Source organism: Acidovorax sacchari (assembly GCF_042847045.1).
In the GTDB taxonomy this organism is placed as follows: domain Bacteria; phylum Pseudomonadota; class Gammaproteobacteria; order Burkholderiales; family Burkholderiaceae_C; genus Paracidovorax; species Paracidovorax sacchari.
In genome coordinates this window covers 4,497,595-4,522,072 of record NZ_AP035783.1, presented here as the reverse complement: position 1 = coordinate 4,522,072, position 24,478 = coordinate 4,497,595, and the positions used below count along the sequence as shown (strand labels likewise).

Sequence of the window (24,478 nt, the reverse complement as noted above, 5' to 3'; positions counted from 1 at the left end):
CGCATCCCATGGGAAACCCCCTCCAATCCAGCAGCCCGGCCCCCGGCCTCCGGCTGCGGGTCAACGGCCGCGCCTGCGACGTGCCCGCCGCGCCCGGCACGGCGCTGCTGCACGTGCTGCGCAACGACCTGGAGCTGAATGGCCCGAAGTACGGCTGCGGCCTGGGCGAGTGCGGCGCCTGCACGGTGCTGGTCGACGGCGTGGCCGCGCGGTCCTGCGTGATCCCCGTGCAGGCTGCCGTGGGCCGCGAGGTGACCACGCTCGAAGGGCTCGGTTCGCGCGCATGCCCCGGCCCCACGCAGCAGGCCTTCATCGACTGCCAGGCGGCCCAGTGCGGCTATTGCCTCAATGGCATGGTCATGACTGTCGAGGCCCTGCTGCGCCGCAATCCAAACCCCTCGGAGCAGGAGGTTCGCAACGAGCTGCACCACAACCTCTGCCGCTGCGGCACGCATGTGGAGATCCTGCAGGCCGCGCTGCGCGCCGCGCGACTGCGTGCGGGCAGCAGGGGCGCGGGTGGCCTGGCGACCGAAGTGGGGGAGTGCCCATGAGCCTGCCGGCCCGTTCCATCGCACCTCCTGCGGCCGAGATCCGGGGCGTGCCCGCGGACCTGCTGCACGGCCTGGCCGTGCGGCCCGACCGCATGGGCTGGGACGGGCTGCGCTACCAGGGCGACGCACTGGCCGGTGCCCGGCTGGACGATGTCCGCGCCATGGCCGGCGTCGTGGCCGCGGTGCGCACTGGCAATTTCCTGGGCGTGGTCGCCATGGCGCCCGTCCATGCGCAGCAGGCGGCAGTGGCCCTGGCGCCGGTCTGGCGCGGGATGGATGCCGGAGCGAGCGCACCGCTGTCCGATGCCCCGGCGGGCGATGCGTTCGTCTGGCAACCGCCCCGCACCGATGTGCCCGCCGGCGCGCGCGCCATCGCCTGGTGCATGGAGGGCCATGCCAGCCTGTGGCTGCCCGCCTGCGCGCCGGACATGCAGGCCCTGGTCGCTGGTGAAATCGCGGCGCTGCTGCAGTTGCCCGTGCAGGCCGTGCGCCTGTTCGTGCTGGACGGCGCTGCCCCGCCCGCGATGGCATGGGTGGACGCTGCGGCCGATGCGGCCCTGCTGTCCCGGGCCGTGGCCCGGCCTGTCAGCGTGGCGTGCGCGGGCGCCGAGCCATGCGCGCTGGCACTGCAACCCGCGGCCCGGCCTTCCCCGGGCACCGGCACCGCGTTGCGGCCGGCCGAAAGCGCTGATGAAGCGCCAGCCCCCTTTGCTTTTTCCTCCCCTCTGCCCTGGGCCGTGCGGCCCAGTTGCGCACGCCTGCTGAGCCAGTCCGATGCGGCCTGCGCGGCGGCCCTGCCCAGCGTGCAGGATGCGGGCACCGTGCAGGGTGGACGCCATGCGCGGGGTCTCTCTGAGGCCGGTGTGGACGATCTCAACGCCGCGCAGGTGTTCGCGAGCGAAAGCCTGTGGCACGAATGGGCCCTGGAGCAGGGGCAGGATCCGCTGGACTGGCGCCTGCGGCACCTGCCCGAGGGTCCGGCGCGCGACCTGGCCACGCGCGTGGTGCAGAGCGCGCCGTGGCCCGGTGACGCGAAGGATGGCGATGGTCGCCTGCACGGCCGGGGCTTCGCGACCGCCTGCATGCAGACCCTCGACCCCGAGGGCCGGGACCGCGTGGTCTGGAGCGCCTGGGTCGCCGAGGTGGCCGTGCATCCGCAGACCGGCGAGATCGAAGTCACCCGCGTGGTCGCGGGCCACGACAGCCAGCATCTGCAGGCAGCGCAGGGCGCCAGCATGCACGCGCACACCGTGGAGCACGATGCGCAATGGCTGGCCAGCGCGCGCCGGCTGCTGGGTGCGCCGTCCGCCTTCGATGACTGGAGCAGTCCTGCAGGCGCTGCCGCCAGCGATGCGCCGGCCGCAGGCGGGGCGCTCACGGCGGGCACCGCGGGTGACGGCACCCTGGTGCGCCACGGCCAGTTGGGTTTGGACGGCGTGGCCACTTTGCCGGCCGCCGCGGCGATCGCCAACGCCATACGCCACGCCACGGGCGTGCGCCTGCGCGAAGTACCGTTCCAGACGGAGCCTTTGCGCCTGGCGCTGGCCGGCGAGGCAAAGGCGGGCAGTCCACCTGGGCGCAGCGCGCTGCGCCGCGGCCTGGGCTGGCTCGCGGCCGGTGCCGCCGGCATCGCGGGCCTGGCTGCCATGGCGTGGCCGATGAAGCCGGCCCTGCCGCTCACCGACGGGCCCGATGCGTCCCTCTACTCTCCGCAGGCCATCGAGCGCGGCCGCCTGGTCGCGGCGGCCGGCGATTGCGTCGTCTGCCACACCGCGCCGGGCGGCGCCCCGAACGCGGGCGGCCTGGGCCTGGAGACGCCGTTCGGCACTATCTACTCCACCAACATCACGCCCGACAAAGCAACCGGCATCGGCCGCTGGTCGTATGCGGCCTTCGAGCGCGCCATGCGCCAGGGCATCCACCAGGACGGGCGCCAGCTCTATCCGGCCTTCCCGTATACGGCCTTCGCCAAGCTCAGCGACGGCGACCTGCAGGCGCTCTACGGCTACCTGATGTCCCGGCCCGCCGTGCAGGCCCGCGCGCCCCAGACGCAACTGGCCTTCCCCTACAGCCTGCGCCCGGCCATGGCCGGCTGGAACCTGCTGTTCCACGATGCCACGCCCTTCCGCGCCGATCCGGCCCGCAGCGCCGAATGGAACCGCGGCGCCTACCTGGTGGAAGGCGCGGGCCACTGCGCGGCTTGCCATTCCCCGCGCAATGCGCTCGGCGCCGAGAAGGGCGGCATCCACTACCTTGGCGGCGGCGAGGCCGAGGGCTGGAGCACACCCGCGCTCAACCGGCTGGCCGACGGCCCGCTTCCCTGGAGCCGCGAGTCGCTCCACCAGTACCTGCGCACGGGTTTCTCCGCGCGCCACGGCGTGGCCGCCGGCCCCATGGCACCCGTGATCCACGGGCTGGCCGAACTGCCCGACGCCGACGTGCGCGCCATCGCCACCTATCTGATGGAGTTGCCCGGCCGGGCGCCGCAGGCCGCCCCGGCCCCCGATGCCGCGCCGGTCTCCGTGCCGGCTGCGGCCACGGCCGCAGCGGTGCCTCTGCCCGCGCGCACCCTGGACCGCCACGCCAACGGCGAGCGCATCTACCAGAACGCCTGTGCCGTCTGCCACGAGGCCGGCAGCGGCCCGACCCTCTTCGGCGTCCGGCCGCTGCTGGGGCTCAACACCAACCTGCATGCCGCCACGCCGGACAACCTGGTCCAGGTCATCCTCCACGGCATACAGCAACCCGCCAACGACGCCCTGGGCTACATGCCGGGCTTCGGCGACAGCCTGGACGACCGGCAGATCACCGACCTGCTCGGCTACCTGCGCACCCGCTTCGCGCCGGAGGAAAAAGCGTGGCCGCAGGACACGGACACGATCCGCCGGCTGCGTGCCACGGCGCATGCGGGCGCGCCATGACCGCATGACCCGGTAAGCGCGGCCCGCGGCATGCGGGGCCGCGGACAAGAAGAGGAAAAGCGGGAGGACGGTTTTCGCGATCGGCCCCTTCGGGTGGCGCCGGAGGGTTCGATCGCACATCAACAGCTAGCGGTGACGACCACAGGAGTTCCCATGTCATCTTCATTCGTTTCGGTGGAAAAAGGCATCCAGACAGCGGGTGTCGGCCGGTTCCAGTACCGGCTCTTCGTGATCTTCGGCCTGGTCTGGCTGGCCGACGCCATGCAGGTGCTGTCCATCGGCTTCAGCGCGCCATCCATCGCCAAGACCTTCGGCAAGACGGTGCCCGAAGCGCTGCAGACCGGCACCTTCTTCTTCATCGGCATGCTGATCGGCGCCTTCGTCTTCGGCCGCCTGGCCGACCGCATCGGGCGCCGCCCGGTGCTGATGATGGCAGTGGTCATCGATGCCTGCGCCGGCGTGGCGTCGGCCTTCGCGCCCGAGTTCGCCTGGCTGCTGGTGCTGCGCTTCATCACGGGCATCGGCGTGGGCGGCACGCTGCCCGTGGACTACACCATGATGGCCGAGTTCCTGCCCAGCGACCGCCGCGGGCGCTGGCTGGTGCTGCTGGAATCGTTCTGGGCCGTGGGCACCATCTTCCTGGCCATCCTGGCCCTGGTGGCTGTCTCCTGGGGCAACGACGCCTGGCGCGTGATCTTCTTCGTGACCGGCATTCCGGCGCTGGTGGGCGTGGTGCTGCGGTTCTACATTCCCGAATCGCCCATGTACCTGAACCGCAACGGCAAGTCCGACCAGGCCCGCCAGGTGCTCGAGCGCGTGGCCAAGGTCAACGGCAACACCACGCCCATTCCGCCGCTGCAGCCCGAGAAGCAGGAGCGCAAGTCGCTGTTCGCGCTGTTCTCGGCCGAACTGCGCCGCCGCAGCCTGGCGCTGTTCCTGGCCTGGGCGCTGATCTCCATCGCCTACTACGGCGTCTTCGTCTACCTGCCCGTCAAGCTGAGCAGCGAGGGCTTCGCCTTCATGCGCGGCCAGGTCTTCCTGGTGGTGCTGGCCCTGGTGCAGCTGCCCGGCTTCGCCCTCTCGGCCTACGGCGTGGAGCGCTGGGGCCGCAAGCCCACGCTGATCGGCTTCCTGCTGCTCAGCGCCGTGGGCTGCATGCTCTACAGCCTGGGATCGTCGCCGTTCGTGGTGATCGGCTCCACCCTGCTCATGAGCTTCTCGCTGCTGGGCACCTGGGGCGCGCTCTACGCCTTCACCCCCGAGGTCTATCCGACCGACCTGCGCGCCAGCGGCATGGGCATGGCGGGCGCCGTCGCGCGCTTCGGCGGCCTGTTCGCCCCAGCCATCATCGCGCCCATCATGGCGACGCACTTCACGCTGGCCCTGGCCGTGCTGTCCGCCATGCTGGCGGGGGGCGCGCTGTCGATCTGGGCGGTGGACGTGGAATCGCGCAACCGCGCGCTCGACTGATGTCGGCCCTGGTCCCTGCCGGCAGGGCGGATGCCGCCCTGCGCGATGACGAATACCTCATCACGCGGACCGACATCGAAGGCCGCATGGTGTACGTGAACCCCGCCTTCGTCGAGCGCAGTGGCTACGAGTCGGGGGAACTGCTCGGGCAGCCCGCCAGCATGATGTATGCGCCCGACACGCCGCCCGAACTGAGCGCCGACCTGTGGCGCACCGTCAAGGCCCATGGCGCCTGGACCGGCGTGATGCGCCACCGCTGCAAGGACGGCAACTGCTTCTGGGCGCAGGCCACGATCACGCGCACGATGCAGGACGGCCGGCATGTGGGCCACACCACCGTGCGCACCCGGGCCGGCGAACATGAGGTGGCGCGGATGCGCCGCTTCAACGCCGCCCGGCAGGGCGGGGCGGTCGCGCTCCACACGCTGCGGGAAGGGCGGCTCGCCCTGCGCGGCATCGGCGGCCTGCTGCGCCTCGTGACCGCACCGACGCTGGCGTCGCGGCTGGCGCTCGCCCAGGCGGCCAATGCCGTGGTGGTCTGCCTGGCCGCGGCGCAGTGGTTCGGCGCGCGGGATGCCGCGCCCCCTGCCGCCGTCGCGACCTTCGTGGTCTCGCTGGCGCTCGGCGTTGCGCTGGAGATGACCCGGCAGCGCATCCGCACGCCCGTGCGCCGCCTGCTGTCGCATGCACGCGGCATCGGTGCGGGCGACCTGACCCGGCCGGCACAGCCGGACGCGCGCGCCGACGACGAGGTGGCCCGCCTCGGCGCCAGCATGGACGTCATGCAGAAAAGCCTGGCCAGCCTGGTGCGCGACCTGCGCGAGGGCGTGAGGACGGTCGATGGCGCGGCCAGCGAAATCTCCGACGCCAACATGGACCTGGCGGCGCGCACGGAACAGACCGCCTCCGCCATCGAGCAGGCGGTGGGACGCATGCATGAGCTGAGCGACGCGGTGCACCGCAATGCCACCCACGCGGACCAGACGCACCGGCTGGCCGCCTCGTCCCGCGACGCCGCCGAACAGGGGCGCGAGCTGGTGCGGCAGGTGATCGACGGCATGGGCGACATCGCGCGCAGCACCGCGGGCATTTCCGATATCTCCTCGATGATCGAGGGCATCGCCTTCCAGACCAACATCCTCGCGCTCAACGCCGCCGTCGAGGCGGCGCGCGCCGGCACCCACGGCCGCGGGTTCGCGGTGGTGGCTGCCGAAGTGCGCAGCCTGGCCCAGCGCAGCTCGGAAGCGGTCCGGCAGATCAGCCAGTTGCTGGATGTCTCCCGGGGCCATGTCGCCAGCGGGGAGCGGCTGGCCCAGGCCGCCGGCGGCAGCATCGACGAGATCGTGCGCCTCGCCTCCCAGGTGCTGGCCACCGTGGGCGAGATGTCCCAGGCCTCCCAGGGGCAGCACGAGGAAATCACGCGCATCAACGACGTCATCGGGCAGATCGACGATGCCGTCCGGCAGAACTCCGCGATGGTGGAGCAGGCCGCGGCCGCCGCCGCTTCCCTGGCGGACCAGAGCCGCAGGCTGGACCACTCCGTCTCCCTGTTCAGGACCGGCGGCGCCCATTAGCCGCGCGGCGCGCGCTCCCTACAATCCGCGCATGCCAGACAAGACCGCGACCGAGGATGAGGGATATGTGTTCTCCGAACAGGTGGGGCACCTGCTGCGCCGCGTGTACCAGCGGCACACGGCGCTGTTCCAGCAGTACATCCCGGACTCCCAGCTGACGGCCGCCCAGTTCGTGGTGCTGTGCTCGCTGCACGACCAGGGCAGCAGTTCCCTGGCCGAGGTGGTGAAGGCCACCGTCATCGACCAGGCCACCATCCGGGGCGTGGTGGACCGGCTGAAGCAGCGCGGCCTGATCAGCGTGGACCACGACCGCGTGGACCGGCGCAAGGTGGTGATCGAACTCACTGACGAGGGCCGCGACCTCGTGCGCACCATGCAGCCGTTCGCGCGCAGGATCACCCAGAGCACCTACGGCCGGCTCAATCCCGCGGAACGGCTGGCGCTGGATTTCCTGCTGCGCAAGATGCTGGAGGGTGGCGAGGGCGAATAGCCAGGCTGCCTGTGCCGCCTCGTACGGAGGTGGCCGGCCTGAAAGATGACGGCACGCACACCATGCTGCCGAAACTGCCGAAACTGCCGAAACTGCCGAGCGACAGCGCATCCCGCCCATCCCGAAGCGATACCGGCAGGATGCCGCACGCAGACTCAATAGGGAAGATGACCGATCCTTGGCCAGCCTTGCATTCCTGTTGACCGGACCGGTCTGTTCATCAGACCCGGGAACGCATCACCACATCCGCCGCAGCGCGTTGTCCCTGCGCACCAGGGCATGCCACAGCGCCGCCGCGACGTGCAGGCCGATCACCCAGTAGAAGGCCGTGCCCAGCCATTCGTGGGCCGATTCCAGCGTGCCGGCCAGTTGCTTGTCCACCCACGCCGAGGGCCAGCGGATGGACGCCTCCGTGAATGGCAGGCCGATGCCGCGGCCGCCCACCAGGCGGCAGGCCATGCCCAGCAGGGGCTGCACGATGAGAAAGGCGTAGAGCAGGCCATGCCCCAGGTGCGCGCCGATGCGCAGGGGCGCCGGCAGGGGCGGCTCGATCGGCGGCTGCGGTGAGCGCCAGCGCGCGGCCAGCCGCGGCAGCACGAGCAGCAGCACCAGCATGCCCAGCAGGAAATGCGCCTCCACCATCAGCAGGCGGCTGTCGCTGCCGCGCTCGAAGGCCTGGCGCAGGTTGATGCTGGCATAGGCCAGCGCAACGAGCGCGAACATGGACCAGTGCAGCAGTCGCAGCGTGGCCGAGTACTTGGAGGGCGTGGTCATCGTCTGGGCTCCTCGTGAGGGCGCGGGGGCGGACGGCCCGCCATGGCGCGCAGTGTGCCATGCCGCGCCGTGGAATCCCCGCCGTGGCACGGCGCGGTGCCGGCCCGGATGTCAGGATGCGATGGCCCGCACCGCCAGGCCGCCGGCGCACCCGAGCAGGCCGGCCGCTCCCAGCCGCCGCGCCCAGCGCAGGCAGTGCTCCGGCCACTGGTTCATCGCCAGAGTCAGTCCCCAGCCGGCCACCATCCAGGCGGCAGGCACCAGGGCAGCGGCCGACGCGGCACCCGCCGCCACGCCGGCCGCCATCCCCTGCAGGGTCAGGACCAGGCAGATCGCCGCCAGCGTGCCGCGGCGCTGGCGATGACTGCCAGCCCCGTCGCCCCAGGCCCGCGTGGGCACCGCCCGGGCCCACAGGCAGAGCCCGGCCAGCGAGGCCAGCACGGCGCAGCCGACCAGGAATGCGTTCATGCGCGAGTCTTCCACGCCGCATGCACGGCTGCGAGGGCGCACAGGCCCGCGGCCAGAGCCCAGGGGAGCGGGCCGGCCTTGGCGGCCAGCCCTGCATGGCAGCCCGCGGCCAGCGCCCACAGGGTGGCGCTGGTGCGCGGCAGCCACGTGCGCAGCGTGGCGGCGGGCAGCACGACCAGGCAGGCCAGCAGCAATCCCAGCATGCCCGCCGGGCGGTCCGGGCCAGGCGCGGCCAGATGGGCGATGCGGAACGACTCCAGTGCCAACAGGCCCGCCAGCCAGAAGGGCAGGTGGCGCGCCATCGCATGCAGGGCCGCGCGCAGGCGGTGCCGCCGCGGCCATGCGTTTCCCGGGGAGCCGCCACGCGGGCCGCTGCCCGCGTTCCGTCCCGCCCGCTCCGCCTGCACGCGGCCCGGGCCGATGCACCGTGCCAGTCCCGCGCAGGCCAGGGCCAGGGCCGATAGCGCCGCGAGCACTGGCAGGGACAGGGGCGCCCGCTGCATCCAGCCCGACACGCCGGCCAGCAGGAGCAATGCAGCAGCCGCGCACAGCGCCATGCGCCACAGCGGGCTGGCTTGCCGCGCGAGTGCGCCGAGCAGGGCCGATGCCAGCAGCCACAGGCCGATCGCGGCCCAGGCGGTCCAGGCGGGCCGCCGTGCCAGCGGCTCCAGGCCGGCGGGCGGGAACCAGTGCAGCAGCACGGCCGCCAGCAGCGCGGCGGGCAGTGCGGCATGCAGGGCGATATAGAACCGCGCCATGCCGTCGCGGGGGGACGGACTGCGGCGCTCAGGCATGGGCCGCGGGCCTTGCCGGGTGGGCGCGCAGGCGCCGCCCGTCGAGCCAGATCAGCGTGCCGCTGATGGAAAGGAAGGCGGGCGTGAGCCCCAGGAAGAAGTACAGCCATTTCAGCGGCAGCCCGCCGAAATCACCGAAATGCAGCGGTTCCATGAGCGCGTTCACCATCGACCAGAAGCCCGCCGTGCGCGGATCGTGGGCTTGGCGGATGCGGCCGGTCGCGGCATCGAACTCCACTCGGGCCGTGCTGGCCAGATGCCCCTGCAGCCCGCCCGTGAAGCCGGCCTCGGCGCCCGCCGTGCCCCAGCGGCGCAGCGAGACATAGGCCACGTCCAGCCCCGGGACCGCCTCGCGGGCGGCCGCGTGCAGCGCATCCAGCGACTGCATGGCCGCGGGTGCGTTCGCAGCCCTGGCCGGTGCGGGGGCGGTGCGCGCAGCGGGCGCCGCCAGGTACTTCCAGCCCTGCTCGAACAGCGGGGCCAGCCCCAGCCAGGCCCCCGTGCCCGCGATCAGCAGGTGAAACCCCAGCCCCCAGATGCCCGCGGACTTGTGCAGGTCCGACATCACCACGCGCAGGCTGCGGCCCCAGCGCAGCGTGAACAGCTCGGCCAGGATCTTGCGGTGGATGACGATGCCGGTGGCGATCAGCACCAGCATGGCCACGCCCAGGAAGCCCACGATCCAGCGCGGTCCGAAGAACAGGAACACGTGCAGCATGCGCAGGTACTGCCCCAGCTGGCTGTCCACCGGGCCGATCGGTGCGCCCGTGTCGGGCCGCAGTGCGAGCTTGGTGCGCTGGGCCGCGGGCGCTCCGGCCTCGCGCACGAACGCGAAATACGCGGGGTTCACCGCATCGGGCAGGGCGATCGCGTCCACGTTGGCGCCGGGGTAGTGCGCCTGCACCTGGGCCAGCACCGTGTCGAGCGGGGCCGGGTGCTCCGCCCGTGGCAGTCGCGCGAGCGATGGATTGGCCCACAGGTCGATCTCGTGCTTGAACACCACCACCGACCCCGAGAAGCACACGATGAACAGCAGCAGGCCCGTGACGATGCCTGCCCACGAGTGCAGCGTGAGCAGGCGGTTCAGCGTGCGCTGTCCGGGCATGGCGCGTGCGCGGTCAGAAGAAGTAGGTCAGGCCCAGGCTGAAGTTGCGCGGCATGGCCGGCGAGACCACGTTGGCGTTCACCGCGCCGTCGTAGTAGGCCCGGTCGAACACGTTCTTCACGCCGGCCGTGATGCGGTAGCTGGGCCCGGCATAGCTCACCGAAATGTCGGCGACCGTGTAGGCGGGCAGGGTGAAGGGGTAGGAGCCGATCTGCTCGCTGGCATGGCGCACGCCGGCGCCCAGCGTGAGCTGCGGCACCTGCGGCAGCTTGTAGGTGGCCCAGAGGGACACCGTGTGACGCGGCGTCAGGTTGAGTGGCTTGCCGACGATGGCGGCATTGTTGTCGCGCGTGACTTCCGTGTCGATGTACGTATAGGCGCCGGTGATCTTCCAGTTCCGGCGCAGGTCGGCGCCCACTTCCAGTTCCAGCCCGCGCGCGCGCTGCTCGCCGGTCTGCACGCTGTAGGTGGGGTGCGCCGCATCGGAGGTGGTGACGTTGCGGCGCTTGAGGTCGAAGAGCGCCAGCGAGCCGGTCACGCCGCGGTCGGGTGCCTCGTATTTCAGGCCCGTTTCCCACTGCTTGCCCGTCTCCGGGACGAACGGCACGCCCGAGAACGTGGTGCCCGCCATCGGCAGGAACGATTCGCCGTAGCTCGCATAGGCCGCCCAGCCGGGCACGAACTCATAGACCAGGCCGGCGGACAGCGTGGTGGCGGAGTCCTTCTGCTTGGTCTTCTGCCCGGCGATGTGGTCGTCGATGGTGTTGCTCGACCAGTCGCGGCGCAGGCCGAAGAGCGCCGTCCACTGCGGATCGAACTTGATCTGCTCCTGCGCATAGAGGCCCACCACGTCGAGCCGCTCCGGTGCATCGGCCGTGTAGCCCACGGGGCAGGTTGCCGGCACGCCGTACACCGGGTTGAACAGGTCCATCGGGGCGATGGTGCAGGTCCGGCGGCCCAGCCAGGTCTTGCCGCTGCGCGCGTCCAGGCCGGCCACCAGCCGGTGCTTCACGCCAAGGGCGTCGAATTGCGCCAGCAGGGAAGTGTCGGTGGCCAGCATGTCGTCGTCCATGTATTGGCGCGTGGCCGTGCGGTTCTGCAGGCGCTGGTTGGCCTGCAGCGTGCCGTTGGCGACGAGGTTGCCGGTGCCGCCCTCGGTTTCGTAGCGCACGCTCTGGCGCAGCGTCAGGGCCGGCGAGAAGCGGTGCTCCAGTGCATAGCCGACCGACTTCGTCTCGATGTCGTAGCCGCCGAAGCCGGGGTCGCCGGTATAGAGCGTGGTGCGCACCGGGCCGTTGCGGTTGGGCAGTACCGTACCGTAGGGCGTGACGCCCTGCTGGCGCATCCAGTTGCCCTGGCTGTAGGTGGCGAACAGCACCAGGTCGGTCTGCGGGCCCAGGTCCAGCGAGAGCGAGGGAGCGATCCAGCGGTCGCGGCGGTAGATGAAGTCGGTCGGATCGTCGCTGTTGGACACCTGCGCGTTGATGCGGAGTGCCGCCTTGCCCGACTCGTTCAGCGGCCGGTTCAGGTCGGCCTGCAGCGTGCGCAACCCGTAGCTTCCCACTTCGACGCCCACTTCGCCCAGCGCCTCGCGCTTGGGCCGCTTGCTGATCGCGTTGACGATGCCGCCGGGCTGCACCTGTCCGTACAGCACCGAGGCCGCGCCTTTCAGCACCTCGAAGCGCTCGTAGCCATAGGGGTTCAGGCGCGTCCACATGCCGGCGCTCTGCACCAGTCCGTCGATGAGGATGGACTCGGTGGAGCGGAAGCCCCGGATGTTGATGTCGTCGAAGCCGCGACGCCCGAAGTTCACCGGGCTCACGCCCGCCACGGTCTGCAGTGCCTGCTGCATGTTGGTGACCTGGCGAGACTCCATCTGCTCGCGCGTCACCACGCTTACCGACTGCGGCGTCTCCAGCCGGCGCATCGGCGCCTTGCCGGCCGTCTGGGCCTCGGTCGGGGCGAAGCCCACGTCCTTCTCGGTGCTGGCGTTGATGCGCACTTCCTGCAGTTGCGCCGTGTTCGCTGCACCGGCGGCCTCCGAGGTGGCCGTGGCCTGCGCGAACGCGGCTTGCGACAGGCAGAGCGCCAGCGGGGTCAGGGCACCCCGGCCCAGACGGCGGGCCGGGCGGCCAGCCTGGGAAACGCGGTTGGAGGCGAGCGCTGCGCCATGCGCGGCCGCCGTTGCGGAACGGGAGTGGACCATGGGAATGCGGGAAGGAAAGCTGCGGAGACGCAGTGATGTATCAAAAAGTTTTATTAATTATAATAAAAACAATTCGCATTCAATGTTTTTGGGAAGAGCAGGCCTGCACGTTCCGCGCGCTGGTATCCACGGCCTCAGCCCGGAACCCGGTAGTGGTACCCGTAGGCCGTCCTGAACCCCATGGATTCATACAGCCGCAGTGCAGGTGCGTTCTGCGCCCGCACCTGCAGGTAGGCGCTGGTCGCCCCGGCCTCGCTGCCCCAGTGCAGCAGTGCCTCCACCAGGGCGCGTCCGCGCCCGCTGCCCCGGTGGTCGGGGGCCACGGCCAGGTCGAACAGGCCCACGGCGCCGCGCTCCAGCACCGCCAGCCCGAAACCGACGGCATGGCCATGGACGCCGAGCTGCAGTGCATAGCCCACGGGGTGGGCGATGGCGTCCAGGATGCCGCGGTGCAGGTTGCGGTGGTGCAGGGCCACGCCATTGGCCGCCGCGAAGCCTTCCAGCCACGCGGACGATGGCGAGGTGCTGACCAGGGTGTTGCCATCGGGCCTGGGCAGCGAGCCCGGCGGCAGGGGCCGTTGCAGCACCAGCGAGGGGTCGAAGTGCTGGTAGCCCGCATCCGCCAGCGCCTGGTCGGCTTCGGCCGGCGCGAGGGGCGAGATGCGGAACACGGCGGGCAATCCATGCCGCGCGTACAGCACTGCCGCCGCCTCGCGCACGCCATCGAACGGCGCATCCGCCACCAGCGCGTTGACCGAATTGGCGCGCTTGGTGTACCCGCCCGATAGCCGGAACACCCAGCCTTCGTGGAATACCGTCTGGTGCGCAGGCCAGGCGTTGAAGGCGCGCTCTTCCAGCGCGCGGACGAGGGTTGCAGGGGCTGTGTGGGTCATCTTTCCTGTGCCTGAACCAGCAAGGCGAGGGTGGACAGAGTGCGCAGCAGCGCTCCGCGCTCCGGGGACCGCAACCGCGCGGGAACGGTTTCCAGCAGCGCCGCCGTGCGGTCCAGGCCGGCGTGCCGGAGCTGGCGCGCCTGGTCCCGTGCCCGCACCTCCAGCCCGCCAGGCTGGTGGCGCAGGCCCTGGCGCAGCCACTGCGCCAGCCATTGCGACGTGGCGCCGAGGAGGACCCGGGCGCCCGTGGACGTTTCGCTGGCCGTGCGCAGCGCGAGCGCCTGTGCGGCGGGGGCCTCGATCTGCGGCACCACCGCGCGCTGGTCCGTGAGCAGGGCCAGCGGTTGCATCACGGCGCGGCCCTGGTGCAGGGCCACCGGCCCCGCGACGGCGCGCAGGGCACCCCATTCGCCCGACAGCGTGCGTGCCAGCGCGTCCACCGCGCCTGGCGCTGCCGCACGGTGCGGCAAGGCGAGGTGCAAGGCAGCGGAGGAAGACGCGATGCGTGCGTGCAGCACCTGGGCGGCGGCGTCCCAGGTGCACTCCTCGGTGTGCATGCCCGGGAAGGCCACCACATGCAGCGGACCGGATGTCCCCCCGGCCGCGCCCGTGGCGGCCTGGCGCGGTTGCACGAACTCCGGCGGCATGTTGCGCAGGCGCTCCACCAGCGACTCCACGCTGCCCTGGCGCAGCGGGGCAGCCAGGTCGTCCCAGGCCGTGGGCGAGAGCGGCATCACGCCGGTCTGGCGCGCGCCGGAGCCGATGTCGATGGCGCCGTTGGCGCGCCGGGTCGCGGTCTTGGTGATGACCTGCCCCGCGGCGATTTGCCGCAGCGGAAAACCCGCCACCCGCCGGCCGGACAGCGCCTGCCCGGGGCCGCCTTCGCCGCGCGGCCACTGGCGCTCCAGCACCGTCACGGTCTGCGTGTCCGGGTCGGCGAACAGCAGGCTGGCGCCCTCGGCCGCGTCGTCGGCCCACAGCGCCGCGCCCAGCGACACGAGCTTGAGGTGGTCCAGCGCCACCTCGCCCTTCACCCCGATGCCCAGGATCTGGCTCGCATGCAGCGGCGGCCGCGACGGGCCCGGCGGCTGGGCGGCGGCGTCCTCGGCATGCGCGGCGGCGCGCGGCCGCGCCCACAGTTCTGCCGCCACCTGCAGCGTCCGCGCGGGGTCATCGCGGCTGCTGCGCGCCTGCTGGGACTGCAGCAGCAGCGACAGCTCGGCCAGGCCGTCGTCCACCCAGCGCCAGCCCAGCGCCTGCGCCCGGGCGCGTACCGCGCCGAACCGCGCGGCCAGGGCCATGGGGGGCTGCGACGTGCCTTCGAGCCACAGCGCCAGCAGCAGCTCGTCCAGCGCGTCGCGCAGCTGCAGGGCTTGCGGAGCGCGCAGGCGTCCCGGTGCCGTGCCGCTGCCTTCCGGCGCGGCCAGCGTGGCTTCGCCGCGCGGCGCGACCTCCACCATGGTCTCGTCGCCACCGGGAGTCAGTTCCCCCGCGGCGCGGAAGGCCCAGAGGGCCACCACCACGTGGGCGCAGCCGCTGCCCTGCTGGCAGTCGCAGCGTGCGTGCACCAGCGAACTGCGCGAGAAAAAGCGCACCGTGCACATCGGCAGCCGCGCCGCGGGCGGCACAGAGGGGCCGTGCCAGGGCTGTACCGCCACCACCGGCCGCGATGCCGCCAGGCGCGCGGCCTGCTCCAGCACCGAGGGCGCGATGCTGGCCGCCACCGTCGCGTCGTCGAAATGGGCGGGGCTCCAGGGGCCTTCGGCCGCGGATGCGGGAGTGGCCGCGGCGGATGCGGGGGCACCGCCGTCAGAGGCATTTTCGCCAGCGGCCCCGGGCGTTGCGCCGCGTGCATGGTCCTGCTGGTAGGCCAGCACCAGCATCACGCGGTGCCGGCACATGCCGCCGGCCGTGCAGGTACATGCCGCGTCGCGCAGCGTGCGGCCCGGCGGCAGGCGCGTGCGTACGCCGTCGGCGAACTCCGCCACCACCGTGCCGTCGGCTTCCGTCGCCAGGCGGGGCAGCAGGCCCGCGGCCACGTCCTTCTGCGCGCGCTTCACGAAGCCCGCATTGGCAAGCGCGGTGAGCGCCTCGGGGGTGAGTTCGAGCAGGTCGGTCCGGTGCGCTGCGTCGTTCATGCCTGCACCTTTTCGGCCAGCCATGCCGCGAGCTGCCCCGGCGTCATGGCGCCCACTTGAGCGCCCTCGCGTACGAGCCGCGCGGCCATCTCCCGGTCGTAGGCGGGTTCGGCCTGCGCGTCGAGCGCGGCCAGGCCCAGCACCCTGGCGCCCGCGCCGGTCAGCGCCTTCACGCGGCGCACCAGCTCGCCCGGGTCGCCGCCCTCGTAGAAATCGCTCACCAGCACGACGATGGTGCGCGAAGGATTCGCCACCAGCGATTGCGCATATCCCACGGCCTTGGCGATATCGGTGCCGCCGCCCAGCTGCACCTTCATGAGCAGTTCCACCGGATCGGACACGTCGGCCGTCAGGTCCACTACCTGGGTGTCGAAAGCGACCAGCCGCGTGCGCATGCCCGGCAACTGCCAGAGGCACGCGGCCATCACGGCGCTGTGGATGACGGAATCCACCATGGAGCCGCTTTGGTCGATCAGCAGCACGATGTCCCATGGCTCGGCATGCCGGCGCGTGCGGCTCGAGAACACCGGCCGTTCCAGGTAGAGCCTGCCGCGCGCCGGGTCCCAGCGGCGCAGGTTGGCCGCCAGGGTGCGCTGGAAGTCGAAGTTGCGCGCCACCTTGAGGCGTGAGCGCCTGCGCCGGTCGCGGCTGCCGCCGAAGGCCTGCCGCACTTCGGTCGCAAGCTTCTCCATGATGCGTCGCACGACCTCGGCGACCAGCCGGCGCGCGGCCGCCAGCACCTCGGGGTTCATCAGGTGCTTGGTATGCAGCACCGCGCGCAGCAGCGATTCGGAAGGCTCGATGCGTTCCAGGACTTCGAGGTTGGTCACCACCTCGTCGATGCCGTAGCGCTCCACTGCGTCGCGCTCCAGGCGTTCGATCACCTCCTTCGGGAAGAGCGTGTGGATGGCGTTGATCCAGTCCGGGGTGCTCAGCGCGGAGGGGCCCAGGCCGGCGCTGCGCTCGCCGCGTTCGGCGCGGTCGCCGTCGCGGCCATAGAGCCATTCGAGTGCCGCATCGGCCGCCTGCGCGGCCTCGCCCAGCGCGCCGCAGGCGGGCTCGGCCGGTTCGCCGAGCAGCAGGCGCCAGCGCTGCAGGGGATCTGGAATGGACAGGGTCATGCCAGTGCCTCCATCTCGGTATCCGTGGGCAGGCCCCAGGCAGCCAGCCGGGCGGCGGCGGCGGCCTCGCCAGCACGCGCGGCCGCGATGTCTTCCGGCGCGAAGCCGCCGGCCTGCGCCGCGGTGAGGGTACGGCGCGGCAGGTGCCGAGCACCGTGCAGCGCGAGCACCTGGCCGGCCAGGTCGCCGCGCTCGCGCGGCGGCAGCCAGGCGAAGGCCGCGCGCAACGCCGGCAGGGCGAGGATGAACTCCGCATCGTCCAGCGCCCGGACCCGCCGGTCCATGCCCGCAGCGAAGGCCGGCTGGGTGGCCAGCGATTCGCGCGCCAGGGCGAGGAGGCCGGCCAGCGCGTCGCCCAGCGTGGATGCCGTCATGGCGCCCAGCAGCGCCAGTGCCTCCTCCACGGCCTCGGGGGGCGCTGCGTCGCCCGTACCGGGGCGCCCGGACAGCGCCAGGACCGCGCCGAGCGCCGCGCCCCGGGCGACGGGGGCCGCCTGCGGATCGGCGGCCTTGCGCTGCCAGACGGCGATCGCCCGCGCGGGCTCCAGGGCCAGCGGTGCCGGAGCGCCTTCATGCAGGTCGGCGAGGTGGTCCGCCACGATGCGGTGCAGGGCGCGGTGGCCCCGCAGGTGGTCCTCGACGTCGGCGGGCGCCACCGCGGCAGGGGCCTCCAGCAGCCAGAGCGCCCGGTCGACACCGGCTTCCACCGCCACACGCAGCGCGGGTGCCCCCGCCATGCCCAACCACTGGCCGTGCCGCAGCAGCGTGTGCAGCAGCCCCAGGGCCGGCGCCAGTGCCTCGAAGCGCGGCTCCTGGCCGATGGCTTCGCCGAGTTCGCGCAGCAATCCGTCGCTCACGGAGGGCAGGCCCGCCCAGGCGGCCCGGTTCAGTGCTTCGGCCAGCGGCACGATACGGCCGCGGGCGCGCCGCAGGTCGTCCTCGAGCCGGGCGCGGGCGGCATCTTCCAGCGTGGCGCCCCAGGCACCCGCCTCGATGAGGGCGGCCTGCTGCTCCAGCGGCTCGCCGAGGCGCCAGGCCTCCTCGCGCTCTCCCGACATCGCCAGCGCCGGGCCGCGCGTGCGCACCACGCCGGGCAGCTGCAGCAGGGCCAGTCGGTGCAGCACACGGCTGCGGGCGCGGTCCCCGTCCTGCAGCAGGTCGAGCGTGACCGTGCCGCGCAGCTCCAGCCCGTGCGCGGCCAGCTCCGCCTGCACTGCGGCCACCAGCGGCGGCTGCGGCGTGCCGGGCGCGAGGTGTCCTGCCGCGTCCCCGGCGAGCACGTCCATGGCTTCCACCAGCACCGGATCGGTCCCCGCGCGCAGCGGGCCGCGGTAGGTCCAGGGCAGCGGCGCATCCAGGGCATCCTTCACCAGCGCGCCCGCGAGCGCGTCCAGCCAGTCCGACCGCAGTGGCTGCCGGTGCCCGCGCAACCGCGCCAGGCCGCTTGCCCGCGCATGCACGGCCATCAGGTCGGCCGTGGAGGCCGGCAGCTTGCGGCCGCGCAGGCGCTGCACCACATGCCGCAGCGCCTCGCGCGCGGCGCCCCCGGGGCCGTGCTCCCACAGCCACTGGTAATACTGCGGCGACGGCATGCCGGAGGCATAACCGGCAAAGGCATCGAGCCTGCGGAAGGTGTAGGGCACGAGGTAGGAGCCGAAGCGCGGCGCATCCTCCGGTGCCGTCGAGGAGGCGCCGGCCTCTTCTGCGGAGCCGTCGTCGCCAGGCTGCGGCACCGCTGGCTCGATGTCCGGCAGGCCGCGCCAGAGCCGCGCGAGCGCCGGAGCGTGGTAGCCGCCGCAGACCACGAGCACCGGGCCGGCACCGCGCGCCATCGCCCAGGCGATCCAGCGCGCCATCATCCGCTCGCGCGCCTGGTTGCCCTGCGAGCCGGCTTCCCCATCCCCCCGCAAGTGGCTGAAATAGGTGGACAGGCGCAGGGCAAGGCTGTCGTCTCCACCGCTCCCTGCGCCGTCCCCCGGCCCCTCGTCCTCGAAGAGATGGTCCCACAGCGCATCCCGGCCCTGCACCGCGAGCTTGTCCGCGAGCGCGCGTTCGTAGGCCTCCGCGCGGGCCTGGTGCTGCGCATCGGCCGCATCGGCGTAGCGGTTCTCCAGCTGCGCGAAGGCCGGATGCCAGGCGGGCAGGTCGATGAAGCGCACCTGCGCCCCGGTCTCGCGCCCCACCTGCAGCGCCTGCCATTCGGGCGAGTGCTCGGCGAAGGGCGTCCACGATCCGCGGTGGGTGTCGCCGTGCGACAGGTAGGAATAGATCGCCACCGGCAGCCGGTGGGGCAGGGCGAGTTCATGGAGCCGGCCGTTGAAATCCGCCGGCCCCTCGATCAGCACGAAGGCCGGCCGCAGCGCGCGGATGCGCTCCGCCACCAGCCGCGCACAGGCGGGGCTGTGGTGGCGCACGCCGAGGATGACGGGCTCGGCGCCCTGCACCGCGGCGTCCTTCACGGCAGCCGGTGGCGTGCTTCGTAGTACGCGCGCCAGTGCGCGCCGGAGCGCTTGGCCGCCTTCTGCTCGAAGTAGCGGCGCAGCTTGGCGCGGTCGTCGGCGTTGTCCTTGACCACCGTCCCGGCGATGCAGTCCACGAGGTCGGCGGGCGAACCCTCGCGCTGCTCCAGGAACCATGCCCGCACGCCCACGGCGTGGGCGACGTTGACGGCCTCCGCCGTGGACATCACGGCCGAGAGGCGGTCCATGGCCGCGTCCGCGGTCGCGCCGCCGCGGCCGTCGGCCGGAGCGCCGCGCAGGTCGCGGAACGTGGAGACCAGCAATTCCACCACCGGCTGCGGCACGGCATGGGGGATGCCGCTCTGCGCGAGCAGCCGCGCGCTGGCATCCTGCACGAGCGACAGTTCCCTGTCGAAGTCGAGGATGGGGAACACGGTCTCGAAGTCGAACCGGCGCTTGAGCGCCGCGCTCATCTCGTTCACGCCGCGGTCGCGCGTGTTGGCCGTGGCGATGATGTTGAAGCCCTCGCGCGCGTAGAGCATGGCGTGCTCGCCCGCGAGTTCGGGCACCGCCATCACCCGGTCGGACAGCATGCCCAGCAGGCAGTCCTGCACTTCCAGCGGCGCGCGCGTGATCTCCTCGAAACGCACGATGCGCCCCTGCTGCATGCCCTGGTAGAGCGGTGCGGGTACGAGCGCACGCGGGCTGGGCCCTTCGTTGATCAGCAGCGCATAGTTCCACCCGTACTTGATCTGGTCTTCCGTGATCGAGGCTCCGCCCTGAATGGTCAGGGTGGAGACGCCCGAGATCGCCGTGGCGAGCAGTTCGGACAGCAGCGACTTGGCCGTGCCGGGCTCGCCCACCAGCATCAGGCCGCGGCCGGTGGCCAGAGTCACCAGCATGCGCTCGATGCCCGCCACGGGTGCCACGATCTTGGGCGCGATGCCCAGCGCCGCATCGCCGAGGATGAAGCTGCGCGCGGCGCGCAGGCCCATCGACCAGCCCGGCGGGCGCGGGTCGGTGTCCTGGGCGCGCAGGCGCTCCAGTTCTGCGGCATGGAGGATCTCTGCGGGCGGGCGCTGCAGCGGGGGCCCGGCGCTCGCGGCGTCGCCGGAAGGTGTCTTGGTGCGGGAAGTGGCCATGGTGCGGTCGGGGTGGATTCAGGAAAGGGAAGAGAGCTGCCAGCCTGTGGCAGGTCAGGCGCGCAGCCCCTCCATGTCGCGCACGAGTTCGCTGGCGGAGATGGGGTCCAGCCGCCCGATGGGCTCGGCATTCTGCATCTCGCCCCAGGCCGTCGGCTTGCCGACCTGCACGTCGCCCAGCTCTTGCTCGGGGTATTCGTCCACCATGCCCACGATGATGCCCGGGTCCAGGTGCAGCTCGATCACGCGGTCGGCGCCCAGCGGCTTGGTGAAATACCAGATACCGCCGCCGTCCTGCGCCTGGCCGCGGCGCCAGCCCTTGTTCACCAGGCCCAGCACGCGGCCCGTGGGCACCTTGGCCTTCGTCCAGCGCGAAAGCTTGATGTCTGCCTTCTCGGCTTCGGTCAGCGTGTAGGTGTCGCGGCCGATCTGCGGGAAGGGCTGCAGCAGTTCGTAGTCCGCGAAGACCCGCCCGAAGGCTGCCGCGTCCGCGGGCGTGATCTCCAGCGCATGCGGCACGCCGATGCGCACCTGTGCGCCGTCCGGAATGTCGAAGGGATCGTCCTCGGCGGTGGTGGCGCTGCCGTCCTCCGCCACGCGGAAGCAGGCCGCGAGCCGGCCGCCGTAGCTGCCGCCGTCCTCCACCTCGTACACGCCCCAGACCAGGCGCTGCACGATGTGGCGCACCAGCGGGTGGTCGGCCAGGAAGGTGCGGAACACCTCCGGCGTCCACCGCCGGCGCGCGCACATGGCCACCTCCAGCCGCAGCAGCTGCTGGCTGGCGATGGTGCGCGCATCCTTCTTCAGCAGCTTGAAGCGCTCCACCGCCTCCTGCGACAGCGCGGGGTCGTCGGTCTTCTTGGGCTTGGGCAGGTCCGGCAGGCGCGCGCCGTCGCTGCCGTCCGCCGAGATCTCGCGCACATAGGGCTTGAGCGCCTCGTCGAAGCCCACCTTGAACGCCCGCGGTCCGAAGTCCAGCCGCAGCGTGCCCTGCGCGTCCAGGCCCAGGTCGGGCGCGAGCCGGTCCTCCAGCTCCTCGGGCGTGAGGCCGCGCGCCTCGGCGATCGCCGCGATCTTCTCGCGCGCCTTGTCCTGCAGGCCCTTGAACTTGATCTTCTGCGCGATGCCGTTGAGCAGCATCAGTGCGACGTCGGTGCCGATCTGCGCGAGCACGTCCAGGCCCGTGACGGCGCGCGCATGCGCCGATTCGCCCGGCCAGGCACGGATGAACGGCGTAAGCCGGCGGGCCGTGTCGTCGGTGCCGAGCAGCCCCAGCGAGGTCAGCGCCCATCCCTCCTTCGACGGGCCGCCCGCTCCCAGCCAGGCGCTGAAGGCATCCCAGGCGAAGTCGGACAGCGATTCGGGCGTGCAGGCCTCGCGCACCATCGCGATGCCGGCATACACCTCTTCGCTGGTGGGGAAGGTGAGCATCTGCCCGAGCGCGTCCAGCGCATCGTCCGGCAGCGCCTTGCCCTGGCCCGGACCGCCCTGCAGCACCGGCCGCCGCCAGCCGCGCGGCTGCCAGAACTCCGGCAGCTTCGCACGCCTGGTGGGAAAGCGGTCCAGCGGGCTTTCGTCGAGTACCGCACGCAGTGCCTGCACCACGGCATCGTCGCCATGGCGTGCCGCCACATCGAGCAGCACGGCCTCGTGGCCCTGGGCACACAGCAGGCGCAGGGCCGCACCCGCGCAGTCGCGCGCCTCGCCGGCCTTGCCCAGTGCCGGCGCGATGAGCGCGCAGGCCGCATGTTCGGGATACTTGAGCAGCCAGGCACGGCCCGCGGCCCGTGCGGTCTTGAGCTTGGCGAAGGCGCGCGCGGCCGTGGGCGCGATCTCCACCGCGCCGTAGTGCATCGCCCAGGCCAGGTTCTCGGCCGGCTTCAGGCGCACCATGGCGGCCAGTGCCGGCAACGCGGGCAGGCCCAGCGTGGCGATCGCGTATCCGATGTCTCCACCCTCCATCTGGCCGGCCACGGCGTTCCAGAACGGCACGGCCATCTCCGGCGGCAGGTGCGCCACGGCGGTGGTGTCGAGCGTGTACCAGTAGTAGCGTTCGCGCTTGCGCTCGGCCACCATGGCGCGCCAGGCCGCGATCAGCGCTTCGGCATCGCGTGCGCGGACGGCCTGTCCCGCATCCTTGCGCATGGGGGCAAATTGCTGCTGCTTTCGGCCGTCGAAGCCCAGCAGGTTCAGCATTTCATCCACATCCTGGGCGGACTTGGCGTAGCGGTTCATCTGCCAGGAGTTCAGGCGCTTTGCCTCCTCGCGGGCACCCGGTGTCCACTGTTCCACGGGCGCCAGCGGCAGCGGCTCCAGCGCCAGCACCGCGGCCGTCTTGCGGGCGGTCTTGGCGAGCCACGGCGGGCGGGCCAGCACGTCGGGCAGCTCGTCCGGCGCCGCCACTTCGGCGGGCCCTGCGAGCAGCGCCAGCCGCCGGTCGATGGCGCCCTGCGCGGCGGCGTCCAGCCAGGGCCGCAGCAGCGGCAGGCTGTCGCCGTGCGCGCGCAGCAGGCGCGAGAGCATCGGCGTCAGCAGGCCGGCTTCCTTGCCGTCGGCAGCCACCAGCCGCGACAGCGCGGCGATGCCCGCGAGCGGCCAGCGGTCCACCGCCAGCGAGAGCCGGGCGAGCTCGCTCTTGGATTCGCTCGCGACCCGGGCCAGTGCGGACACGGCCTCGGGAGTGCCGATGGCGGCGAGCGCCTCGCCAGCGGCTTCGTTGCCGGCCCCGCGCTCCAGCACCGCCACCGCGCCGCAGCCGCGCTCGCGCACGGCGGTGGCCACCATGCCTTCCTGGGTCCAGAAGCTGTGGGAATGGGTCGGACGCGTCTTGGCGGCGATCGCCAGCGCGGCAGGGTCCTGCGCCGTGAGCAGCAGCCAGTGCAGCGTGTCGGGCGCGTCCTTCTCCGTGGACAGCCGGTGCGCGAGCGCATCCGACAGGGCAGGCCGGTCCGGCAGCAGCAGCGCCAGCACGGGCTGCTGCACGGGATGCAGCGAGGGCAGGGCCGCCTCGATCCGGTCCGCGCAGGCCTCCCACTCGGCTTGCGGCGCGGCCGCCAGATACTCGCGGAACGCCTCTTCGCCACGGCCCACGGGGCCGCGCCAGCTGTCGCTCAAGGGGCGGGTCACGGTGCTGGAGAGTTGCAGAACGCGCTGTTTCGCATTCTGGTCGTAGGTGGGCGTGACCGCGATCCGCTGCGCCGCGATCAGGAGGTCCACCGCGCCCGGCAGCCCGTACTGCGCCACGAGGTAGTCCACTGCCGCGGCACCGCGGGCATACTCGCCGTGGTAGCCGCACGTGGAGAGCGCCAGCGCCAGCAGCACCGCATCGGCCTCTGCATCGGCCGATGCATCGTCTTGACCCAGGCGGTCGATGGCGCGCTGCAGGGTGTCGCGCAGCGCGGCATCGGTGCCGGGCACGTCCGCCCGCACGGTCAGCGCGGTGCGCGCCCGCTGCCATGCCTGGTCCAGCGGCAGCACCGGCCGTGGCCGCGGAAACCGGCGCGAGGGGTACGCGTCGCGCTTCATCTGCGGCGACAGGCGCACCGGCTCGCCTTCGGCGAGCCAGGGCGGCACCTGCGCCTCGCCGCTGCCGGCGGCCCCCGCGACCGCGGCCGGTGCGCTGGGCGTGGCCTTTTCCTGCGCGGCGTGTGCCGCAGCTTCGGTGATCAGCGCGCGAGCGAGGTCCTGGGCCTGCTGAGCGACCTGCCCCGTCGTGCCCCAGCCCTGCAGCATGCCTTCGGATTTCAGCTGCTCGAACGCCATGGCTGCGCCCTGGTCGCTCACGCCGTGCTGGCGTTTGATCACGGCCGCCGAGAGCACGTCGCCCACTTTCAGGGTGCCGTCGGCGATCTGCGACCGGATGGCGAAGGCAGCGCGCTCGCACTGCGCATCCAGGCCTTCGGCCGGTGGCGGTGCCTGCACGGAAGCCGGGACCGCTGCCACGGGCTGGGTGGATGCCGCGGTCTGTCCCGATGCCGCCGCAGCCACCGCCGGGGTACTTCCGGCCGCGGGCACCGGAGCGGGCGCCTTGGCGGAGGCCGGCTTCGCGGCAGCCACCGGCGTGGCGCCGATCGCCGCCCCGGCCGCCACGCCGACCTCCGCGTAGCCCTTGCCCGTCTTTTCGGTGACCAGCTTGGCCATTGCGGCCGTGGCCTTGCTCGCGTCGGCGAAGGCTTTGGTCTGGCTCTGCCCGGCGGTGCCGATACGGCCCCACCGGATGTTCAGGTCGGAGCCGGCCTGCTCCACTTCCCAGAATTTGCTGGAGCTTCCTTCGATCAGTTCGAAACGGCGCATGAAGTCGTGAGTCCTTTCGGAAAAAGAGCCTCAAGGGGCGGCGGCCAGAGGGCCGCCGGGGCCGGCCGGATGCCGGCCG

General features: G+C 72.4%; 16 protein-coding genes. 5 read left to right on the top strand and 11 right to left on the bottom strand.

The annotated features are described in order from the left end of the window. Positions 1–8: 8 nt before the first annotated feature. From ACGHC0_RS20025 to ACGHC0_RS20005, 5 genes are all read left to right on the top strand, one after another. The gene (locus ACGHC0_RS20025) at positions 9–551 is read left to right on the top strand and encodes a (2Fe-2S)-binding protein (protein WP_415266550.1); all 543 of its coding nucleotides are present in this window, start codon (positions 9–11) and stop codon (positions 549–551) included. After that, on the top strand, positions 548–3,472 hold the full coding sequence (locus ACGHC0_RS20020; protein ID WP_415266549.1) for a c-type cytochrome: 2,925 nt from the start codon (positions 548–550) through the stop codon (positions 3,470–3,472). Before ACGHC0_RS20025 ends, ACGHC0_RS20020 begins: the two co-directional genes overlap by 4 nt. A gap of 153 nt (positions 3,473–3,625) precedes the next feature. Next, positions 3,626–4,942, top strand: a complete 1,317-nt coding sequence (locus ACGHC0_RS20015) for an MFS transporter (protein WP_368352616.1) — start codon at positions 3,626–3,628, stop codon at positions 4,940–4,942. After that, entirely contained in the window at positions 4,942–6,516 is a 1,575-nt protein-coding gene (locus ACGHC0_RS20010) for a methyl-accepting chemotaxis protein (protein ID WP_415266548.1), read from the top strand. The genes ACGHC0_RS20015 and ACGHC0_RS20010 overlap by 1 nt, the downstream gene beginning before the upstream one ends. Positions 6,517–6,547: 31 nt before the next feature. Beyond that, positions 6,548–7,006 carry a MarR family winged helix-turn-helix transcriptional regulator gene (locus ACGHC0_RS20005; RefSeq protein ID WP_271450754.1) on the top strand — a complete coding sequence of 153 codons (459 nt, stop codon included), beginning with the start codon at positions 6,548–6,550 and terminating at the stop codon, positions 7,004–7,006. Between the two features lie 237 nt (positions 7,007–7,243). Here ACGHC0_RS20005 and ACGHC0_RS20000 read toward each other — a convergent pair whose 3' ends face one another. The 11 genes from ACGHC0_RS20000 to ACGHC0_RS19950 form a co-directional block, all read right to left on the bottom strand. Then, complete coding sequence (locus ACGHC0_RS20000; protein ID WP_415266547.1) at positions 7,244–7,780, bottom strand: cytochrome b; 537 nt, start codon at positions 7,778–7,780, stop codon at positions 7,244–7,246. Between the two features lie 111 nt (positions 7,781–7,891). Further along, complete coding sequence (locus tag ACGHC0_RS19995) at positions 7,892–8,248, bottom strand: hypothetical protein (RefSeq protein WP_415266546.1); 357 nt, start codon at positions 8,246–8,248, stop codon at positions 7,892–7,894. Next, complete coding sequence (locus tag ACGHC0_RS19990; RefSeq protein ID WP_415266545.1) at positions 8,245–9,042, bottom strand: hypothetical protein; 798 nt, start codon at positions 9,040–9,042, stop codon at positions 8,245–8,247. The genes ACGHC0_RS19995 and ACGHC0_RS19990 overlap by 4 nt, the downstream gene beginning before the upstream one ends. After that, a complete protein-coding gene (locus ACGHC0_RS19985; protein ID WP_415266544.1) occupies positions 9,035–10,147 on the bottom strand; it encodes a PepSY-associated TM helix domain-containing protein in 1,113 nt (370 codons plus the stop codon). Before ACGHC0_RS19985 ends, ACGHC0_RS19990 begins: the two co-directional genes overlap by 8 nt. Before the next feature lie 13 nt (positions 10,148–10,160). Then, the gene (locus tag ACGHC0_RS19980; protein WP_415266543.1) at positions 10,161–12,353 is read right to left on the bottom strand and encodes a TonB-dependent siderophore receptor; all 2,193 of its coding nucleotides are present in this window, start codon (positions 12,351–12,353) and stop codon (positions 10,161–10,163) included. 134 nt (positions 12,354–12,487) lie between these two features. Continuing rightward, positions 12,488–13,246: a GNAT family N-acetyltransferase gene (locus ACGHC0_RS19975; RefSeq protein WP_415266542.1), complete on the bottom strand. Its 759-nt coding sequence runs from the start codon at positions 13,244–13,246 to the stop codon at positions 12,488–12,490. Then, positions 13,243–15,384 carry an SWIM zinc finger family protein gene (locus tag ACGHC0_RS19970; RefSeq protein WP_415266541.1) on the bottom strand — a complete coding sequence of 714 codons (2,142 nt, stop codon included), beginning with the start codon at positions 15,382–15,384 and terminating at the stop codon, positions 13,243–13,245. Before ACGHC0_RS19970 ends, ACGHC0_RS19975 begins: the two co-directional genes overlap by 4 nt. Next, the gene (locus ACGHC0_RS19965) at positions 15,381–16,505 is read right to left on the bottom strand and encodes a VWA domain-containing protein (RefSeq protein ID WP_415266540.1); all 1,125 of its coding nucleotides are present in this window, start codon (positions 16,503–16,505) and stop codon (positions 15,381–15,383) included. Before ACGHC0_RS19965 ends, ACGHC0_RS19970 begins: the two co-directional genes overlap by 4 nt. Further along, complete coding sequence (locus tag ACGHC0_RS19960; RefSeq protein ID WP_415266539.1) at positions 16,502–18,964, bottom strand: DUF5682 family protein; 2,463 nt, start codon at positions 18,962–18,964, stop codon at positions 16,502–16,504. Before ACGHC0_RS19960 ends, ACGHC0_RS19965 begins: the two co-directional genes overlap by 4 nt. Further along, positions 18,961–20,106: an ATP-binding protein gene (locus tag ACGHC0_RS19955; RefSeq protein WP_415266538.1), complete on the bottom strand. Its 1,146-nt coding sequence runs from the start codon at positions 20,104–20,106 to the stop codon at positions 18,961–18,963. The genes ACGHC0_RS19960 and ACGHC0_RS19955 overlap by 4 nt, the downstream gene beginning before the upstream one ends. A 54-nt stretch (positions 20,107–20,160) precedes the next feature. Further along, the gene (locus ACGHC0_RS19950) at positions 20,161–24,399 is read right to left on the bottom strand and encodes a DUF4132 domain-containing protein (protein ID WP_415266537.1); all 4,239 of its coding nucleotides are present in this window, start codon (positions 24,397–24,399) and stop codon (positions 20,161–20,163) included. Between the last annotated feature and the right edge of the window lie 79 nt (positions 24,400–24,478).

Coding starts and splice junctions, on each gene's coding strand:
- ACGHC0_RS20015 (WP_368352616.1), top strand. CDS start 3,626: ATGTCATCTTCATTCGTTTCGGTGGAAAAAGGCATCCAGACAGCGGGT.
- ACGHC0_RS19990 (WP_415266545.1), bottom strand. CDS start 9,042: ATGCCTGAGCGCCGCAGTCCGTCCCCCCGCGACGGCATGGCGCGGTTC.
- ACGHC0_RS19975 (WP_415266542.1), bottom strand. CDS start 13,246: ATGACCCACACAGCCCCTGCAACCCTCGTCCGCGCGCTGGAAGAGCGC.
- ACGHC0_RS20010 (WP_415266548.1), top strand. CDS start 4,942: ATGTCGGCCCTGGTCCCTGCCGGCAGGGCGGATGCCGCCCTGCGCGAT.
- ACGHC0_RS19985 (WP_415266544.1), bottom strand. CDS start 10,147: ATGCCCGGACAGCGCACGCTGAACCGCCTGCTCACGCTGCACTCGTGG.
- ACGHC0_RS19965 (WP_415266540.1), bottom strand. CDS start 16,505: ATGACCCTGTCCATTCCAGATCCCCTGCAGCGCTGGCGCCTGCTGCTC.
- ACGHC0_RS20020 (WP_415266549.1), top strand. CDS start 548: ATGAGCCTGCCGGCCCGTTCCATCGCACCTCCTGCGGCCGAGATCCGG.
- ACGHC0_RS20005 (WP_271450754.1), top strand. CDS start 6,548: ATGCCAGACAAGACCGCGACCGAGGATGAGGGATATGTGTTCTCCGAA.
- ACGHC0_RS19995 (WP_415266546.1), bottom strand. CDS start 8,248: ATGAACGCATTCCTGGTCGGCTGCGCCGTGCTGGCCTCGCTGGCCGGG.
- ACGHC0_RS20000 (WP_415266547.1), bottom strand. CDS start 7,780: ATGACCACGCCCTCCAAGTACTCGGCCACGCTGCGACTGCTGCACTGG.
- ACGHC0_RS19980 (WP_415266543.1), bottom strand. CDS start 12,353: ATGGTCCACTCCCGTTCCGCAACGGCGGCCGCGCATGGCGCAGCGCTC.
- ACGHC0_RS19950 (WP_415266537.1), bottom strand. CDS start 24,399: ATGCGCCGTTTCGAACTGATCGAAGGAAGCTCCAGCAAATTCTGGGAA.
- ACGHC0_RS19955 (WP_415266538.1), bottom strand. CDS start 20,106: ATGGCCACTTCCCGCACCAAGACACCTTCCGGCGACGCCGCGAGCGCC.
- ACGHC0_RS19970 (WP_415266541.1), bottom strand. CDS start 15,384: ATGAACGACGCAGCGCACCGGACCGACCTGCTCGAACTCACCCCCGAG.
- ACGHC0_RS20025 (WP_415266550.1), top strand. CDS start 9: ATGGGAAACCCCCTCCAATCCAGCAGCCCGGCCCCCGGCCTCCGGCTG.